This window comes from Mycobacterium sp. H4Y, from assembly GCF_000364405.1.
In the GTDB taxonomy this organism is placed as follows: Bacteria; Actinomycetota; Actinomycetes; order Mycobacteriales; family Mycobacteriaceae; genus Mycobacterium; species Mycobacterium intracellulare.
In genome coordinates, this window is the sequence record NZ_AKIG01000002.1 from 72,521 (window position 1) to 89,200 (window position 16,680).

General features: G+C 67.6%; 14 protein-coding genes and 2 tRNA genes. 7 read left to right on the forward strand and 9 right to left on the reverse strand.

The window, feature by feature from the left end; translation table 11 throughout:
* Window positions 1–118 precede the first annotated feature (118 nt).
* The 3 genes from cofC (at window position 119) to W7U_RS14040 (ending at window position 4,171) form a co-directional block, all read left to right on the forward strand.
* Entirely contained in the window at window positions 119–769 is a 651-nt protein-coding gene (cofC, locus tag W7U_RS14030; RefSeq protein ID WP_008258994.1) for a 2-phospho-L-lactate guanylyltransferase, read from the forward strand.
* 168 nt (window positions 770–937) lie between these two features.
* Window positions 938–3,139 carry an RNA degradosome polyphosphate kinase gene (locus W7U_RS14035; protein ID WP_008259001.1) on the forward strand — a complete coding sequence of 734 codons (2,202 nt, stop codon included), beginning with the start codon at window positions 938–940 and terminating at the stop codon, window positions 3,137–3,139.
* An 84-nt stretch (window positions 3,140–3,223) separates the two neighbouring features.
* Complete coding sequence (locus tag W7U_RS14040) at window positions 3,224–4,171, forward strand: NUDIX hydrolase (protein WP_008259004.1); 948 nt, start codon at window positions 3,224–3,226, stop codon at window positions 4,169–4,171.
* A 118-nt stretch (window positions 4,172–4,289) separates the two neighbouring features.
* On the opposite strand, the gene W7U_RS14045 is transcribed toward W7U_RS14040, so the two are convergent.
* The 3 genes from W7U_RS14045 to leuC form a co-directional block, all read right to left on the reverse strand.
* Window positions 4,290–4,937, reverse strand: coding sequence for an HU family DNA-binding protein (locus W7U_RS14045; RefSeq protein WP_008259006.1), 648 nt, complete (start codon window positions 4,935–4,937; stop codon window positions 4,290–4,292).
* Between the two features lie 211 nt (window positions 4,938–5,148).
* Window positions 5,149–5,745, reverse strand: a complete 597-nt coding sequence (gene leuD, locus W7U_RS14050; protein ID WP_008259008.1) for a 3-isopropylmalate dehydratase small subunit — start codon at window positions 5,743–5,745, stop codon at window positions 5,149–5,151.
* Window positions 5,746–5,771: 26 nt separating this feature from the next.
* Complete coding sequence (gene leuC / locus W7U_RS14055; RefSeq protein ID WP_008259010.1) at window positions 5,772–7,211, reverse strand: 3-isopropylmalate dehydratase large subunit; 1,440 nt, start codon at window positions 7,209–7,211, stop codon at window positions 5,772–5,774.
* Between the two features lie 85 nt (window positions 7,212–7,296).
* On the opposite strand from leuC, the gene W7U_RS14060 reads away from it, so the two are divergent.
* Entirely contained in the window at window positions 7,297–7,998 is a 702-nt protein-coding gene (locus tag W7U_RS14060) for an IclR family transcriptional regulator (protein ID WP_008259012.1), read from the forward strand.
* Window positions 7,999–8,048: 50 nt separating this feature from the next.
* Complete coding sequence (locus W7U_RS14065) at window positions 8,049–8,561, forward strand: PPOX class F420-dependent oxidoreductase (protein WP_008259013.1); 513 nt, start codon at window positions 8,049–8,051, stop codon at window positions 8,559–8,561.
* Between the two features lie 16 nt (window positions 8,562–8,577).
* On the opposite strand, the gene W7U_RS14070 is transcribed toward W7U_RS14065, so the two are convergent.
* The 4 genes from W7U_RS14070 to W7U_RS14085 form a co-directional block, all read right to left on the reverse strand.
* Window positions 8,578–8,650, reverse strand: a tRNA-Glu gene (locus W7U_RS14070).
* A gap of 73 nt (window positions 8,651–8,723) precedes the next feature.
* Window positions 8,724–8,795, reverse strand: a tRNA-Gln gene (locus W7U_RS14075).
* Between the two features lie 151 nt (window positions 8,796–8,946).
* Window positions 8,947–10,413 carry a glutamate--tRNA ligase gene (gene gltX, locus W7U_RS14080; protein ID WP_008259016.1) on the reverse strand — a complete coding sequence of 489 codons (1,467 nt, stop codon included), beginning with the start codon at window positions 10,411–10,413 and terminating at the stop codon, window positions 8,947–8,949.
* Entirely contained in the window at window positions 10,410–11,216 is an 807-nt protein-coding gene (locus tag W7U_RS14085; protein ID WP_008259018.1) for a fumarylacetoacetate hydrolase family protein, read from the reverse strand. Before W7U_RS14085 ends, gltX begins: the two co-directional genes overlap by 4 nt.
* A 286-nt stretch (window positions 11,217–11,502) precedes the next feature.
* Between W7U_RS14085 and W7U_RS14090 the strand changes: the two genes are divergently transcribed.
* Window positions 11,503–12,819: an MFS transporter gene (locus W7U_RS14090; protein ID WP_008259020.1), complete on the forward strand. Its 1,317-nt coding sequence runs from the start codon at window positions 11,503–11,505 to the stop codon at window positions 12,817–12,819.
* 3 nt (window positions 12,820–12,822) lie between these two features.
* Window positions 12,823–14,013 carry an MFS transporter gene (locus W7U_RS14095; protein WP_193375009.1) on the forward strand — a complete coding sequence of 397 codons (1,191 nt, stop codon included), beginning with the start codon at window positions 12,823–12,825 and terminating at the stop codon, window positions 14,011–14,013.
* Here the strand turns inward: W7U_RS14095 and W7U_RS14100 are convergent.
* Together W7U_RS14100 and serA are read right to left on the reverse strand one after the other, a co-directional pair.
* Window positions 14,010–15,020: a 3-isopropylmalate dehydrogenase gene (locus W7U_RS14100; RefSeq protein ID WP_008259024.1), complete on the reverse strand. Its 1,011-nt coding sequence runs from the start codon at window positions 15,018–15,020 to the stop codon at window positions 14,010–14,012. The two genes, W7U_RS14095 and W7U_RS14100, sit on opposite strands and share 4 nt — an antisense overlap.
* A gap of 61 nt (window positions 15,021–15,081) precedes the next feature.
* Window positions 15,082–16,668: a phosphoglycerate dehydrogenase gene (serA, locus tag W7U_RS14105; protein ID WP_008259026.1), complete on the reverse strand. Its 1,587-nt coding sequence runs from the start codon at window positions 16,666–16,668 to the stop codon at window positions 15,082–15,084.
* Window positions 16,669–16,680: the final 12 nt, after the last annotated feature.

Here is a 16,680-nt window from a genome sequence, read left to right on the forward strand (position 1 = left end):
CACGTGCAGCCGCTACACCCTAGATCAGCGACGGACCGGGCGTCACGCGCGCCAGCGTGTCCCACGCGCCGGGGCCATGACGCCGGCGCGCGGGGCCGCGCTGGCAGGATGACATCTCATGAGCGGCATACGAGCCGACGGCGCGGGCGATGTCGCGTTGATCATCGCCGTCAAGAGGCTGGCCGCGGCCAAGACCAGACTGGCGCCGGTTTTCTCGGCGCGCACCCGCGAGAGCGTGGTGCTGGCGATGTTGATGGACACCCTGACCGCCGCGGGACGCGTGGAATCGCTGGGCTCGATCACCGTCATCACCCCCGACGACGCGGCGGCCGCGGCGGCCGCCGAGCTGGGTGCCGACGTGCTGGCCGACCCGACGCCCGAGGGCCACCCCGATCCCCTGAACAACGCGATCGCCACCGCGGCGCGCGCGGTGGCAACTTCGTTCTCCAATGTCGTTGCGCTGCAAGGCGATTTGCCGGCGCTGCAGACCCAGGAGCTGGCCGAGGCCGTCGCCGCCGCGCGCCAGCACCGGCGCAGCTTCGTCGCCGACCGGCTGGCGACCGGAACCGCGGCGCTCTTCGCGTTCGGGGGTCCGCTCGATCCCCGGTTCGGTTCCGATTCTTCGGCGCGGCACCGCAGTTCGGGTGCGATCGAGCTGACCGGCGCGTGGCCCGGCCTGCGCTGTGACGTCGACACTCCGACCGACCTCGCCGCCGCCCGCCGCCTGGGGATGGGCGCCGCGACCGCCCGCGCCATCGCCGCGCACTGATTTGCCTCACGAGCGGTCGATGTCCGGAAAGCGAACGTCGGCCTAACGGCGAATGGATTCCGGTGACCCGCCACGGCCGCGCTCGCGATCACCACTGGTGTCGATGAGTGGTGACCCGCTTCGCCCGGCCACGGCCGCGCTCGCGATCACCACTGGCAGCACCCGCGCGTGATGAGCGATGATCGCAGGGTGACTGAAATCGAAGCTGAGGCGCGACCCGACGAGAATTTGTGGCATTCCGGCGACTCGGCCGTGGCGGCGCCCCCGGCTGCGACGCCCACCGCGATGACCGATCTGCCCGACGAGCGTTACCTCAACCGGGAACTGAGCTGGCTGGACTTCAACGCCCGCGTGCTGGCGCTGGCCGACGACAATTCGTTGCCGCTGCTGGAACGGGCGAAATTCCTGGCGATCTTCGCCTCCAACCTCGACGAGTTCTACATGGTGCGGGTCGCCGGCCTCAAGCGCCGCGACGAGATGGGCCTGTCGGTGCGCTCCGCCGACGGTCTGACGCCGCGCAAGCAGCTGGCCCTCATCGGGGAACAGACCCAGCGGATCGCGACCCGGCACGCGCGGGTGTTCCTCGATTCGGTGCGGCCCGCGCTGGCCGAGGAAGGCATCCACATCGTCACGTGGGCGGACCTCGATCAGGCCGAACGCGACGAACTCTCGGCCTATTTCACCGAACAAGTCTTTCCCGTCCTGACGCCGCTGGCCGTCGACCCCGCGCACCCGTTCCCATTCGTCAGCGGGCTGAGCCTGAATCTGGCGGTCATGGTCCGCCAGCCCGAGGATGGTGGCCAGCACTTCGCGCGAGTCAAGGTGCCCAACAACGTCGATCGCTTCGTCGAACTCGCCGCCCCCGCCTCAGGCCGGGACAGCGCCGCGGGCGAAGCCCGGTCCATCGTGCGCTATCTGCCGCTGGAAGAACTGATCGCGGCCTTCCTTCCTCTTCTCTTCCCCGGCATGGAAATCGTGGAGCACCACGCCTTCCGCATCACCCGCAACGCCGACATGGAGGTCGAAGAAGACCGCGACGAAGACCTGCTGCAGGCCCTGGAACGCGAACTGGCGCGCCGGCGGTTCGGCCCGCCGGTGCGACTCGAGATCGCCGACGACATGACCGAGGGCATGCTGGAATTGCTGCTGCGCGAACTCGATGTGCATCCCGGCGACGTCATCGAAGTCCCCGGCCTTTTGGATCTTTCGTCGCTGTGGCAGATCTACGACCTGGACCGCCCGGCGCTCAAGGACCCCGCGTTCGTCCCCGACACGCATCCGGCCTTCGCCGATCGCGAATCCCCCAAGAGCATCTTCGCGACGCTGCGCGAGGGCGACGTGCTGGTGCATCACCCGTATGACTCGTTCTCCACCAGCGTGCAGCGATTCATCCAGCAGGCCGCCGCCGACCCCAACGTGCTGGCGATCAAACAGACGTTGTACCGCACCTCCGGTGATTCGCCGATCGTTCGCGCGCTGATCGAAGCGGCCGAGGCCGGAAAGCAGGCCGTGGCACTGGTGGAGATCAAGGCGCGCTTCGACGAACAGGCCAACATCCGCTGGGCGCGCGCACTCGAACAGGCGGGCGTGCACGTGGTTTACGGACTCGTCGGGCTCAAGACGCACTGCAAGACCTGTTTGGTGGTGCGTCGCGAAGGCTCGGCGATCCGGCGCTACTGCCACATCGGAACGGGCAACTACAACAGCAAGACCGCCCGTCTCTATGAGGATGTCGGCCTGCTGACCGCGGCCCCCGACATCGGCGCCGACCTCACCGATTTGTTCAATTCGCTTACCGGCTATTCGCGTAAGGTCTCCTACCGCAATCTGCTGGTGGCGCCGCACGGAATTCGCACCGGGATCATCGAACGCGTCGAACGTGAGATCGCGGCGCACCGCGAACGCGGGGACGGGCGAATTCGTCTCAAGATGAATGCGCTGGTGGACGAGCAGGTCATCGATGCGCTGTACCGGGCGTCGCAGGCCGGCGTGCGGGTCGAGGTGGTGGTGCGTGGCATCTGCGCGCTGCGCCCGGGTGCACAGGGCTACTCCGAAAACATCGTTGTGCGCTCCATTCTCGGGCGCTTCCTCGAGCACTCGCGGATCATCCATTTCCGCAACATCAACGAATTCTGGATCGGCAGCGCCGATATGATGCACCGCAACCTCGATCGCCGCGTGGAGGTGCTGGCTCAGGTCAAGGACCCCAAGCTCACCGCGCAGCTGGATGAATTGTTCGAGTCCGCACTGGATCCGTCCACGCGCTGCTGGGAACTCGGGTCCGACGGGCAGTGGACCGCGTCGCCGCAAGAGGGCCATACGGTGCGCGACCACCAAGTATCGTTGATGGAGCGGCATCGCAGTCCCTAGACCTGTGCGGTGATTTCCGGTTGTTCCCGGGCCGCAGCGTGATTGAACGTGCGACTCTGACCGAATTGACCTGCAGGAGTTGAGGTGCCGCCTTCGAGCTCGTCTAGCGCCCGGCGCTCTGGAAGCCGAATCGTCCATGCCGCCGGCGCGGTCCTGTGGCGGCCGGGCGATGCCGACACCGCCGACCACGATGTCGAGATCGCCGTCATCCACCGCCCCCGCTATGACGATTGGTCACTGCCCAAAGGCAAAGTGGACCCCGGCGAGACCGCGCCCGTGGCGGCGGTGCGGGAGGTGTACGAGGAGACCGGCCAACACGCCGTCCTGGGCAGGCGGCTCAACGCGGTGAGCTATCCGATCGACGCGGGCGTCAAAAAAGTCTCCTACTGGTCGGCGCGCGCCGTGGGCGGCGAGTTCGTTCCCGGCGACGAGGTCGACCGGTTGCTCTGGTTACCGGCGGCCGAAGCCATGCGGAAACTCGATTACGCCCAGGACCGAAAAGTGTTGCGCCACTTCAACAAAAAGCCGGCGGACACCCACACCGTGTTGGTGGTCCGGCACGCGACCGCGGGACGCAAGTCGCGCTTCTCCGGCGATGACACCAAGCGGCCGCTCGACAAACGGGGGCGCGCGCAGGCCAAGGCGCTGGTTCCCCAGCTGCTCGCCTTCGGTGCTTCGCGGGTGTATGCGGCCGACCGGGTCCGCTGTCATCAGACCGTGGAACCACTCGCCGAGGAACTCGGCTCGACCGTGCACAACGAGCCCACCCTCACCGAAGAGGCCTACGCCAAGAACGCCAAACGCGGCCGCCACCGGATGCTGGACATCGCCGGCGAGCACGGCACACCGGTTGTCTGCACGCAGGGCAAGGTGATTCCGGACCTGATTGCGTGGTGGTGTGCCCGCGATGGGGTGCGGCCGGACAAATCGCGCAATCACAAGGGCAGCACCTGGGTGCTGTCGTTGTCGGGCGGCCGGCTGGTCGCCGCCGATCACCTCGGCGGTGCGCTGGCCGCCAACGTGCGCGCCTAGCGAAAGAGCGACGGCGACGGCCGCCGCTGGCGTGATGCGGCGGCCCGCCACTAGCACACGAATACCCTCCGGGGCACCGCTGCCGCCGAAGGGTATTCGTGTCTAGAACGTGCTCTGCCTACCGGCGGCCGCGACGCGCGGTCGTCTTCTTGGCGGGAGCCTTGCGGGCCGTCGACTTGCTCGCGGCCTTCTTAGCCGGGGCCTTGGTCGCGGCCTTGCGGGCCGGGGCCTTCTTTGCCGCAGTCTTCTTGGCCGGAGCCTTGGTCGCGGCCTTGCGGGCCGGAGCCTTCTTCACTGCGGCCTTCTTGGCCGGAGCCTTCTTCACTGCGGCCTTCTTGGCGGGAGCCTTCTTGGCCGCAGCCTTCTTGGCGGGAGCCTTCTTGGCCGCAGCCTTCTTGGCGGGAGCCTTCTTGGCCGCGGTCTTCTTGGCCGCGCCCGTGCCACCTACCACACCGCGCTTGACGGCCGGGCCGTCCGACGGGAGACGCTGTGCGCCAGACACAACCGCTTTGAATTGGGCACCGGGACGGAACGCGGGGACGGAAGTCGGCTTCACCTTCACCGTCTCACCGGTACGCGGGTTGCGAGCCACGCGCGCTGCGCGGCGCCGCTGTTCGAACACACCGAACCCGGTAATGGTGACGCTGTCGCCCTTGTGTACCGCACGCACAATGGTGTCGACAACGTTCTCGACCGCTGCGGTCGCCTGCCGACGGTCCGTGTTCAATTTCTGTGTGAGCACATCAATGAGCTCTGCCTTATTCATCAATCCCTCCGACACTAGTGGTCCTCGATTTTGAACCGACTAGTGGACACGGTAAACCCTCACCCAGCAAATTTCCAAGAGCCACGCGCAATTTCACCGCAAGGGGTACGGCGTTTTCGCAATCCGGTTGCCGCCCTTGACCGGTGGGGGATCGTAAAATCGGCCCGGTTTAGTTAGCCGATCGAGCAGAAATTCGGCTCCGTCCGACCGTTCAGGAGGTGGACAGAGTGCGAGGTTTCCAGTCCGGATAGGCCGCCTCGAAAGACTCGATTTCATCGAGTTTCCGCAGCGTAAGGGCTATATCGTCGAGACCTTCGAGTAGCCGCCACGCGGTGTGGTCGTCAATCTTGAACGGCAGCACCGTCGTTCCCGCGGTGATATTTCGATCTTGAAGATTGGCAGTGATTTCCAAGCCGGGGCTCTGCTCGATCAGCTTCCAGAGCAGCTCCACCCCGTCCTGAGAAACTTCGGCCGCCAGCAGCCCCGCCTTGCCGGCGTTGCCCCGGAAAATGTCACCGAATCGAGACGAGATGACCACTCGGAACCCGTAGTCCATCAGCGCCCACACCGCGTGCTCGCGCGACGAGCCGGTCCCGAAATCGGGTCCTGCGACCAGGACCGACCCCCGATCAAACGGGCTGAGGTTGAGCACGAATGACGGATCCGACCTCCAGCTCGCGAACAAGCCGTCCTCGAAACCGGTTCTGGTTACACGCTTCAAATATACCGCCGGAATGATCTGATCGGTGTCGACGTTGGAGCGCCGCAGCGGCACACCGATACCGGTGTGGGTGTGAAAAGCTTCCATGCTCATCCCTTCAGACGTCGGATACGTCAGCTCAAATCGGCCGGAGCGGACAATGTGCCCCGAACTGCTGTCGCCGCGGCAACGGCCGGAGACACCAAATGCGTGCGGCCGCCTTTACCCTGGCGCCCTTCGAAGTTGCGGTTGGACGTCGCCGCGCACCGCTCGCCCGGCGCCAACTGGTCCGGATTCATCCCCAGGCACATCGAGCAGCCCGCCTGCCGCCATTCGGCGCCCGCGGCGGTGAAAACCTCGCCCAGCCCTTCGTCTTCGGCCTGCGCGCGCACCCGCATCGACCCCGGCACGACGAGCATCCGCACCCCCGGGGCGATTTTGCGCCCGCGCAAAATGTCGGCCACGGCGCGGAGATCTTCGATACGACCGTTGGTACAAGAGCCCACGAACACCGCGTCGACGGCGATGTCACGCATCGGGGTACCCGGTCGAAGGTCCATGTATGCCAACGCTTTCTCAGCGGCCTGGCGCTCGCCGTCGTCGGCCATCAGTTCGGGGTCGGGCACGGCGGCGGCCAGCGGCACGCCCTGGCCGGGGTTTGTGCCCCACGTCACGAACGGGCTCAGCGACTCCGCATCGAGGTAGACCTCGGTGTCGAATTCGGCGCCCGGGTCGGTGTGCAGCTGCTGCCAATAACGCATGGCCGCATCCCATTGCGCGCCTTTCGGGGCGTGCGGGCGGTCACACAGGAATTCGTAGGTGGTGGCGTCGGGAGCCACCATTCCCGCCCGGGCGCCGGCTTCGATGCTCATGTTGCAGACGGTCATCCGGCCTTCCATCGACAGGGATTCGATGGCGCTGCCGCGGTATTCGATGACATGCCCCTGCCCGCCGCCGGTGCCGATCTTGGCGATCAGCGCGAGGATGATGTCCTTGGCCGTCACGCCGGGGGGCAATTTCCCGTCGACATTGACTGCCATCGTCTTGAACGGCCGCAGCGGCAACGTCTGGGTCGCCAGCACGTGCTCGACCTCCGAGGTGCCAATTCCCATGGCCAGCGCGCCGAATGCGCCGTGGGTCGAGGTGTGACTGTCCCCACAGACGATCGTCATGCCCGGCTGGGTGAGGCCCAGTTGTGGCCCCACGACATGCACGATGCCCTGCTCGAGGTTGCCCATCGGATATAGCCGCACACCGAATTCGGCACAATTTCGCCGTAATGTCTCGACCTGCGTGCGGGACACCGGGTCGGCGATCGGCTTGTCGATGTCGATGGTCGGCACGTTGTGATCCTCGGTGGCCAGCGTCAAATCGGGGCGGCGCACCGGCCGGCCGGCCAGGCGCAGGCCGTCGAAAGCCTGCGGGCTGGTGACCTCGTGCACCAGGTGCAGATCGATGTAGATCAGGTCGGGGGCCCCCTGCCCCGAGGCGCCCCCGGAGACCACAACATGGTCGTCCCAGACCTTTTCGGCCAGCGTGCGCGGCTTGGCGGCCGCCCCTGCGTCGCTCCCCATATCGAACTCGCCTCAATTCGCGTCATCCGCGGCTCGCCGATCAGTCGGGCTGTGATCTCAGAATGCGAGACGCTAGTATCTTCTTGTGAGACAGCATAGCGGTATCGGCGTCCTGGACAAAGCCGTGGGTGTCCTGCACAGCGTCGCCCAATCCCCCTGCGGATTGGCCGAACTGTGTGAGCGGACCGGGCTGCCCCGGGCCACGGCCTATCGGTTGGCGGCGGCCCTGGAAGTCCATCGCCTGTTGGCGCGCGACGACGAAGGGCGCTGGCGGCTGGGCCCGGCCGTCACCGAACTCGCCGCGCACGTCAACGATCCGCTGCTGGCCGCCAGCAGCGCGGTGCTGCCCCTGTTGCGCGAGACCACCGGCGAAAGCGTGCAGCTGTACCGGCGTGAGGGCACCGACCGGGTCTGTGTGGCCGCCCTGGAACCCGCTGCGGGCCTTCGCGATACGGTTCCGGTCGGGGCGCGACTGCCCATGACGGCGGGGTCGGGCGCCAAAGTGCTGCTGGCACATAGCGACGCGGCCACCCAGAAGACGGTGCTGACGACGGCCAAATTCACCGAACGAACGCTGGCCGAGGTGCGCCGGCGTGGCTGGGCACAGAGCGTGGCCGAGCGCGAGCCCGGTGTGGCGAGCGTGTCCGCCCCGGTGCGCGACGGCCGCGGCACCGTCGTCGCCGCCATCTCGGTGTCGGGCCCCATCGATCGGATCGGCCGGCGTCCGGGCGCGCGTTGGGCCGCCGATCTGCTGTCCGCCGCCGATGCGATGGCCCGCCGGCTCTAGTTCCCAGGTCCTTCCGCGAGCGCCGCGGCGGGCCTGACAGACTGACCGGCATGGGAACCAATCAGCGCGCGAGCATCGTCATGTCGGAAGACGAGATCGCCGATTTCGTCGTCAAGAGCCGCACCGGAACGCTGGCCACCGTCGGCCCCGACGGCCAGCCTCACCTGACCGCCATGTGGTACGCCGTGGTCGACGGCGAGATCTGGCTGGAGACCAAGGCCAAGTCGCAGAAGGCCGTCAACCTCAAGCGGGACCCGCGGGTGAGCTTTTTGATCGAGGACGGCCACACCTACGACACGCTTCGCGGGGTGTCCTTCGAGGGCGTCGCGGAGATCGTGGACGACCCCGACGTCTCACACCGGGTGGGGGTCAGCGTGTGGGAGCGCTACACCGGCCCTTACACCGACGACATGAAGCCGTTCGTCGAGCAGATGATGAACAAGCGGGTCTGTGTTCGCATCGTGGCCCGCCGCGCTCGTTCGTGGGATCACCGCAAACTGGGCCTGGCGCCGATGCCGGTGGGTGGATCGACCGCACCGGCCGTCCTGGGGGACGACCAGTAACTGCGGTCTTAGTTTGTAGCCCCGATGGGATTCGAACCCACGCTACCGCCGTGAGAGGGCGGCGTCCTAGGCCGCTAGACGACGGGGCCAGAAACGATCCGAGCAGTCAGCATAGCTCACCGCGCTAAGCCCACCTAATCGCTTGAAACGGTGCGGATTTTGCTGGGGTACCAGGACTCGAACCTAGAATGGCTGAACCAGAATCAGCTGTGTTGCCAATTACACCATACCCCATTGGCTGCCTAAAACTGCTGGTCAGCGCCGATTGCGGGCCTTTACAAGCTCTTTGGGGACCGCCGCTGCCAGTCGTTGTCGGCTTTGGTAAACCGCAGTGCAGACTACCAAAGTCTCGCGGGGCAGTCCGCACGCGTGGTCTGGGTCTCCCCTAACCGATCGTCGCGCGCGCCGCGCGCAGCCGCCGCACGCTGCGGTCGCGGCCCAGCATCTCGAGCGACTCGAACAGCGGCGGGCTGACCGTCGTCCCAGTGACGCCCACCCGGATCGGGCCAAACGCCTTGCGCGGTTTGAGGCCCAGCTCGTCGATGAGCGCCGCCTTGAGGGCGGCCTCGATCTGGGGCGTCGTCCAGTCCGCGACGCCGTCCAGCGCGCCCAGCGCCGCATCGAGCACGGCGGCCGAGTCCGGCCCCAGCTCCTTGGCGGCGGCCTTGGGGTCGATCGCGTACTCGTCGTCGTTGAGGAACTTCAACAGGTCCCAGGCGTCACCGAGCACCACGATCCGGGTCTGCACCAGGTCGGCGGCCGTGGCGAAGCCGGCGTCGTCGAGGTCGAGGCGATGACCGTGGACGCCGAAGTAATCGCGCAGCCTGGCGGTGAAGTCCTCGACGGTGAGCATCCGGATGTGCTCGGCGTTGAGCGCGTCGGCCTTTTTCTGGTCGAAGCGGGCCGGGTTGGAGTTGACGTCGATGACGTCGAACGCGGCCACCATCTCATCGAGGCTGAACACGTCGTGGTCGTCGGCGATGGCCCAGCCCAGCAACGCCAGGTAATTGAGCAGCCCTTCGGGGATGAAGCCGCGGTCGCGGTGCGCGAACAGGTTCGACTGCGGGTCGCGCTTGGACAGCTTTTTGGTGCCCTCCCCCAATACCGTTGGCAGGTGCGCGAACTGCGGGGTGCGCTCGGCGACACCGATGCGGATCAGCGCCTGATACAGCGCGAGCTGGCGCGGGGTCGACGGCAGCAGGTCCTCGCCGCGCAGCACGTGGGTGATCTTCATCAGCGCGTCGTCACACGGATTGACCAAGGTGTACAACGGATCTCCGTTGGCGCGGGTTAGCGCGAAGTCGGGCACCGACCCGGCCGCGAAGGTGGTGGTTCCGCGCACCAGGTCGTCCCAGCTGAGGTCGCCGTCGGGCATCCGCAGCCGCACCACCGGCTGGCGGCCCTCGGCGAGGAATGCCGCGCGCTGCGAGTCGGTCAGCTGCCGGTCGAAATTGTCGTAGCCCAGCTTGGGATTACGGCCCGCGGCGAGGTGACGCGCCTCGACCTCCTCCGGCGTCGAAAAGGCGTAGTAGGCCTCTCCCGCCTCGACCAGCTTGGCCACCACGTCGCGGTAGATTTCGCCGCGCAGCGATTGGCGGTATGGGCCGTAGGGGCCGCCCACTTCGGGCCCCTCGTCCCAGTCCAGGCCGAGCCAGCGCAGCGCGTCCAGCAGCGCCAGATAGCTTTCCTCACTGTCGCGTTGGGCGTCGGTGTCCTCGATGCGAAAGACGAAGGTGCCCCCGGTGTGTCGGGCGTAGGCCCAGTTGAACAGCGCCGTGCGGACCATGCCGACGTGCGGGGTGCCGGTGGGCGACGGGCAGAATCGGACGCGTACGTTCGCGGGTGCAGTCACGATTTTCCTTTGCGGAGCACGGGATTGGTCAGGGTGCCGATGCCCTCGATGGTGATGGAGACGGTGTCGCCGTCCTCGATGGGGCCGACGCCCGCCGGGGTTCCGGTGAGGATGATGTCGCCGGGCAGCAAGGTCATCACCGCCGAGATCCACTCGACGATGGAGCCGATGTCGTGGATCAGCAGCGACGTGCGGCTGTGTTGCTTGACCTCGCCGTTGACCTCGGTGCGCAATTCGAGATCGCCCGGGTCCAGCGGCTTGAGGTCGGTGACGATCCACGGCCCGACCGGGCAGAAGGTGTCGTGGCCTTTGGCCCTCGTCCATTGGCCGTCGGCTTTTTGTTGATCGCGCGCCGACACGTCGTTGCCGATGGTGTAGCCGAGGATGTTGTCCGAGGCCTGGGCGGCCGAGACGTCCTTGCAGGGCCGGCCGATGACCACGGCCAGCTCGCCCTCAAAGTGCACCGGTGATGCGTTGGCCGGCAGGCGAATCGGTACGTTGGGCCCGATGATGGCGGTGTTCGGCTTGAGGAATATCACCGGCTCGGCCGGCGCGGGGCCGGTCATGTCCTTCATCTCGGCGATGTGATCGGTGTAGTTCTTGCCGACACAGACCACCTTGCTGGCGAGTATCGGGGCGAGCAGCCGGACGTCGGCGAGCGGCCATGACCGGCCGGTGAAGTTCGGCGTGCCGAATGGATGCTCGGCGATCTCGCGGGCGATCATCTCGGCGGGGTCGTCGAGTTCGCCTTCGATGCTGACGAAGGCGACACCGTCGGGGCTGGCGATTCGACCAAGGCGCATTCGGTTGAGCCTAGTGAGGGTCGCGAGCGCGGCGAAGCCGGGCGTGGCGGGCCGTCACCATCCGGCCCAGTGAGGGTCGCGAGCGCGGCGTAGCCGGGCGTGGCGGGCCGTCACCATCCGACCTAGTCTGGCGACGATTCGGGCCGGGACGGCCCGAGGAGGAGCCGGACGATCCCGCCTAGCCAGGGTCGCGAGCGCGGCGAAGCCGGGCGTGGCGGGCCAGGCGATGACCAGCAACGGCACACGTCCTGCGGCCAAATTTCCCGGTGGTATGCAAGCATGGGGAATGCAGACCGACTCGACCGATACGCCCGAAATCGGCGCGGGCGCGCGCTGGTCGATCATGGTCGTTTCGCTGCTGGCGACGGCGAGTTCGTTCCTCTTCATCAACGGCGTCGCATTTTTAATCCCGTCGCTGCGAGTGCGCGGAGTCCGGCTGGACGAAGCCGCCCTCCTTGCCTCGATGCCGAGCTGGGGCATGGTGGTGACGCTGGTGTTGTGGGGCTATGTGCTCGACCGGGTGGGCGAACGGGTGGTGATGGCCACGGGCTCGGCGCTGACCGCGGCGGCGGCCTACGCCGCGGCGTCCGCGCATTCGTTGGTGCTGATGTCGGTGTATCTGTTTCTCGGCGGCATGGCCGCCGCCAGTTGCAACACGGCGGGCGGGCGGCTGGTGTCCGCCTGGTTCCCGCCGCAGCAACGCGGCCTGGCCATGGGCATCCGCCAGACCGCGCAACCCCTGGGAATCGCCTTGGGCGCGATGGTAATTCCCGAGCTCGCCGAACACGGACCGCAGCACGGCCTCAGGTTCGCCGCCCTGGCATGCGCGGTCGGGGCGATAGCGAGCGTGATCGGAATCGTCGACCCGCCCCGGAAACCGCGCGCGAGCGCGAGCCATCAGGAACTCGCCAGTCCCTATCGAAAGTCGTTGACGCTGTGGCGGATTCACGCTGTGGCGGGCCTGATGATGATGCCGCAAACGGTGACGGTGACGTTCATGCTGGTGTGGCTGATCAGGAACCTGCACTGGTCGGTTACGGCCGCGGGCGGGTTGGTCACCCTCTCGCAGCTCTTGGGCGCGCTCGGCCGGGTTGCCGTGGGCCGCCTGTCCGATCGGGTCGGGTCGCGGATGCGTCCCGTGCGCTACATCGCGGCGGTCGCGGTGTTGGCGCTCCTCTTGCTGGCGTGGGCCGACTACATGAATTCGCGGTGGCAGGCGGGGCTCATGGTGGTCATCGCGGTGATCTCCGTGCTCGACAACGGGCTGGAGGCCACTGCCATCACCGAATTCGCCGGCCCGTATTGGAGCGGCCGCGCCCTGGGCATTCAAAACACCACCCAGCGCATGATGGCGGCGGCCGGACCCCCGCTGTTCGGTGCCTTGATCTCGGCCGCGAAATATCCACCGGCGTGGCTCTTGTGCGCCTTGTTCCCGTTGGCGGCGGTGCCGCTGGTGCCGACGCGGTTGCTGCCGCCCGGTTTGGAGACCAGGGCCCGGCGGCAAACCGTCCGTCGCGTTCGTTGGTGGCGGGCCATCCGTTCCCACGCAATGCCGAATAGACCGGAGCGACGTTTGCCGCAACGATCCGGTGAGAACTATTAATAGGTGCAGACGACACCGACGCGCCGATGGGTGATGCTGGGGACCGGACTGATCGCGACGTTGAGCGCGACGGTCTTCATCAACGGCATCGCCTTTCTGATCCCCGCCCTCAACGACGTACGCGGCATCAATCTGGCCGAGGCGGCGCTGCTCTCGGCGATGCCCAGCTTCGGCATGGTGGTCACGCTGATCGCCTGGGGCTACATACTCGACATCGTCGGCGAGCGGATCGTGCTCACGGCGGGCTTGGCGCTCACCGCGGCGGCGGCGCTCATCGCTGCGGCGGTGCCGGAATCCATGCTGACGGAAGGGATCGCCCTGTTCGGTGGCGGCATGGCCGCGGCGAGCGCCAACACCGCCAGCGGCCGCCTGGTTACGGGGTGGTTCCCGCCGCAGCAGCGGGGCCTGGCGATGGGGATTCGACAGACCGCGCAACCGTTGGGAATCGCGTTGGCCGCCTTGGTACTTCCCGAGCTCGGCGAACGCAACATCTCGGTCGCGCTGTTGTTCCCCGCGGCGGTGTGCGCGGTGTCCGCGGTGCTGTGCGCCGTGTGGGTGCGCGATCCCGCACGCCCCGAACGGTCGACGGCCGACAAGGCCGAATTGGCCAGCCCGTACCGCGGCACGACGGTGCTGTGGCGCATTCACTTCGCGTCGGCGCTGCTCATGGTGCCCCAAACCGTGGTCTTGACGTTCATGCTCGTCTGGTTGATGAAAAACCAGCATTGGTCGATCGCGACGGCCGGCGTCTTGGTGAGCTTCTCGCAGCTGTTGAGCGCGCTGGGTCGCATCGCCGTCGGCAGATGGTCCGACCGCCTGGGATCGCGAATGCGCCCGATCCGCATCATCGCGATGGCGGCCGCCGTGGTGATGGTCTTGCTGGCGATCGCCGATCATGCACACTCGGCGATGGCGGTGACGCTGATGGTCGCCGCGTCGGTGATCACCGTGCTCGACAACGGTTTGGCGTTCACCGCCATTCCGGAAGTGGCCGGCCGATTTTGGAGCGGGCGCGCCATGGGCGCGCAGAACACCACCCAGCGACTCACCGCGGCGGTCGGGCCGCCGGTTTTCGGCGAGATGATCGACGCGACCGGATATCCGCTGGCCTTCGCGGTGTGCGCGCTGTTTCCGTTGCTGGCCCTGCCGGTGGTGCCGTCGGAGGCGCGCTCGCGCGCGGCCGCCCGCGGCTAGAGCCCGGCGGCGATCCGTTCGCCGACTTCGCGGGTGGCGAAGCGTTCGCTCCCGCGCGTTGCCAGGTGGCGCTCGACGGCGCGGTCCACCCGGGCGGCGGCGTCGTCCTCGCCGAGATGGGCGAGCAGCAACGCCACCGACATGATCGCCGCCGTCGGATCGGCGATGCCCTGACCGGCGATATCCGGTGCGCTGCCGTGAACGGGCTCGAACATCGAGGGGTTGGTCCGCGTGGCGTCGATGTTTCCGCTGGCGGCCAAGCCAATTCCGCCACACACCGCCGCCGACAAGTCGGTGATGATGTCGCCGAACAGGTTGTCGGTGACGATCACGTCGAAGCGACCGGGATCGGTCACCATGAAGATGGTGGCCGCGTCGATGTGCTGATACGCCACCTCGACGTCGGGATAGTCCCGGCCGACCTCGGCCACGATGCGCGACCACAACCTTCCGGCGAAGGTCAGCACGTTGGTTTTGTGCACCAGGGTCAAGTGCTTTCGGCGTCGCTGAGCCCGCTCGAACGCGTCGGCCACCACGCGTCGCACGCCGAAAGCCGTGTTCTGGCTGACCTCGGTGGCGACCTCGTTGGGCGTTCCGACGCGGATGGCGCCGCCGGTGCCGGTGTAGGGACCTTCCGTCCCCTCGCGCACCACCACGAAGTCGATGTCGGGATTGCCGGCCAGCGGGCTGTTCACACCCGGGTACAGCCGCCCGGGCCGCAAGTTGATGTGATGGTCCAGCTCGAAACGCAAGCGCAGCAACAAACCTCGCTCCAGCACGCCGCTGGGCACCGACGGGTCACCGATGGCGCCGAGCAGGATGGCGTCATGCGCGCGCAGCTCGTCGACCGCCGAGTCCGGCAGTAGCTCACCCGTGGCGTGGTAACGCCGCGCCCCCAGGTCGTAGCTGGTCTTCTCCACGCCGGGCAGCACCGCGTCCAGGACCTTGACGGCCTCGGCCACAACTTCGGGCCCGATACCGTCGCCCTCGATCACCGCGAGCTTCATCGGCGCCGCTCCTCCTCATTGGCGCCGCCCATGCGGCGCGTGGTCGGGTCGCCAGCGCGCTTCATGAAAGATCAACCACCTCAAGCTTGTTCGCGCCGACGGCCGCACCGATCTCCGACCGCACGTCGCCCGGCACGTCCCGATCCAGGCGCAACAGGATCGTCGCTCCCGGACCCTCGGCGTCCTCGGACAGTTGCGCGGCCTGGATGTTCACCCCGGCCGAGCCCAGCAGGGTGCCGATCTTGCCCAGCGCGCCGGGCTGGTCGACGTAGTTGATCACCAGGTTGATGCCGCGGGCGCGCAGGTCGAAGTTGCGGCCGTTGATCTGCACGATCTTCTCCACCAGCTGCGGCCCGGACAGGGTGCCGGCGACGTTGACCGCGCTGCCGTCGTGCGCGACCGCGCGCACGTCGACCACGCTGCGGTGGTTCGGGCTCTCCGACGCCGTGCCGATTTCGGCGGTGATGCCGCGTTCCTCGGCCAGCGCCGGAGCGTTGACGAACGTCACCGGACCCTCGACGACGGCCGAGAACAACCCCCGCAGAGCCGAAAGTTTCAGCACCTCAACGTCTTCGGATGCGAGCTCGCCGCGCACCTGCACCGACAACGACACCGGCGGACCGTCGGAAAGGGTGGCCGCCAGCACGCCGAGTTTGCGCACCAGGTCCAACCACGGCGCCACCTCTTCGTTGACCACCCCGCCGCCGACGTTGACGGCGTCGGGAACGAATTCCCCGGCCAGCGCGAGCTTCACGCTCGCCGCGACGTCGGTGCCGGCCCGATCCTGGGCCTCCTCGGTCGAGGCCCCCAGATGGGGTGTGACCACCACCTGCGGCAGCTCGAACAGCGGGCTGTCGGTGCACGGCTCCTTGGAGAACACGTCGAGCCCGGCCGCGCGCACGTGGCCACTGCGGACCGCGTCGGCCAGCGCCGCCTCGTCGACCAGGCCGCCGCGGGCGGCGTTGACGATGACGACGCCCGGCTTGGTTTTCGCCAGCGCGTCCTTGCCGATCAGTCCGGCCGTTTCGGGCGTCTTGGGCAGGTGCACCGAGATGAAGTCGGCGCGGGCCAGCAGTTCGTCGAGCGTCAACAGCTCGATGCCCAGCTGCGCGGCGCGGGCCGGCGACACGTAGGGGTCATACGCGACCAGGTGGGTACCGAAGGCGCTGAGCCGCTGGGCGACCAGCTGCCCGATGCGACCCAACCCGACGACGCCCACCGTCTTGCCGAAAATCTCGGTGCCCGAGAACGACGACCGCTTCCAGGTGTGCTCGCGCAGCGAGGCGTCGGCCGCCGGGATCTGGCGGGCCGCGGAGAGCAGCAGCGCCAGCGCGTGCTCGGCGGCGCTGTGAATGTTCGACGTCGGCGCGTTGACCACCAGGACACCGCGCTCGGTGGCCGCGTCCACGTCGACGTTGTCCAGGCCGACCCCGGCGCGCGCGACGATCTTCAGCTTGGGGGCCGCCGCGAGCACCTCGGCGTCGACGGTGGTGGCCGAGCGCACCAGCAGCGCGTCGGCCTCCGGCACGGCCGCCAGCAGCTTCTCGCGATCGGGCCCGTCTACCCAGCGCACCTCGACCTGGTCGCCCAGGGCCGCGACGGTTGATTCAGCGAGCTTGTCGGCAATGAGTACAACAGGCAAATTCACCCGGCCAGCCTA

Bases quoted from the DNA above. Each gene is read 5' to 3' on its own strand.
- cofC (WP_008258994.1), top strand. From the start codon at position 119: ATGAGCGGCATACGAGCCGACGGCGCGGGCGATGTCGCGTTGATCATC.
- W7U_RS14045 (WP_008259006.1), bottom strand. From the start codon at position 4,937: ATGAATAAGGCAGAGCTCATTGATGTGCTCACACAGAAATTGAACACG.
- leuD (WP_008259008.1), bottom strand. From the start codon at position 5,745: ATGGAAGCTTTTCACACCCACACCGGTATCGGTGTGCCGCTGCGGCGC.
- leuC (WP_008259010.1), bottom strand. From the start codon at position 7,211: ATGGGGAGCGACGCAGGGGCGGCCGCCAAGCCGCGCACGCTGGCCGAA.
- W7U_RS14065 (WP_008259013.1), top strand. From the start codon at position 8,049: ATGGGAACCAATCAGCGCGCGAGCATCGTCATGTCGGAAGACGAGATC.
- W7U_RS14085 (WP_008259018.1), bottom strand. From the start codon at position 11,216: ATGCGCCTTGGTCGAATCGCCAGCCCCGACGGTGTCGCCTTCGTCAGC.
- W7U_RS14090 (WP_008259020.1), top strand. From the start codon at position 11,503: ATGCAGACCGACTCGACCGATACGCCCGAAATCGGCGCGGGCGCGCGC.
- W7U_RS14100 (WP_008259024.1), bottom strand. From the start codon at position 15,020: ATGAAGCTCGCGGTGATCGAGGGCGACGGTATCGGGCCCGAAGTTGTG.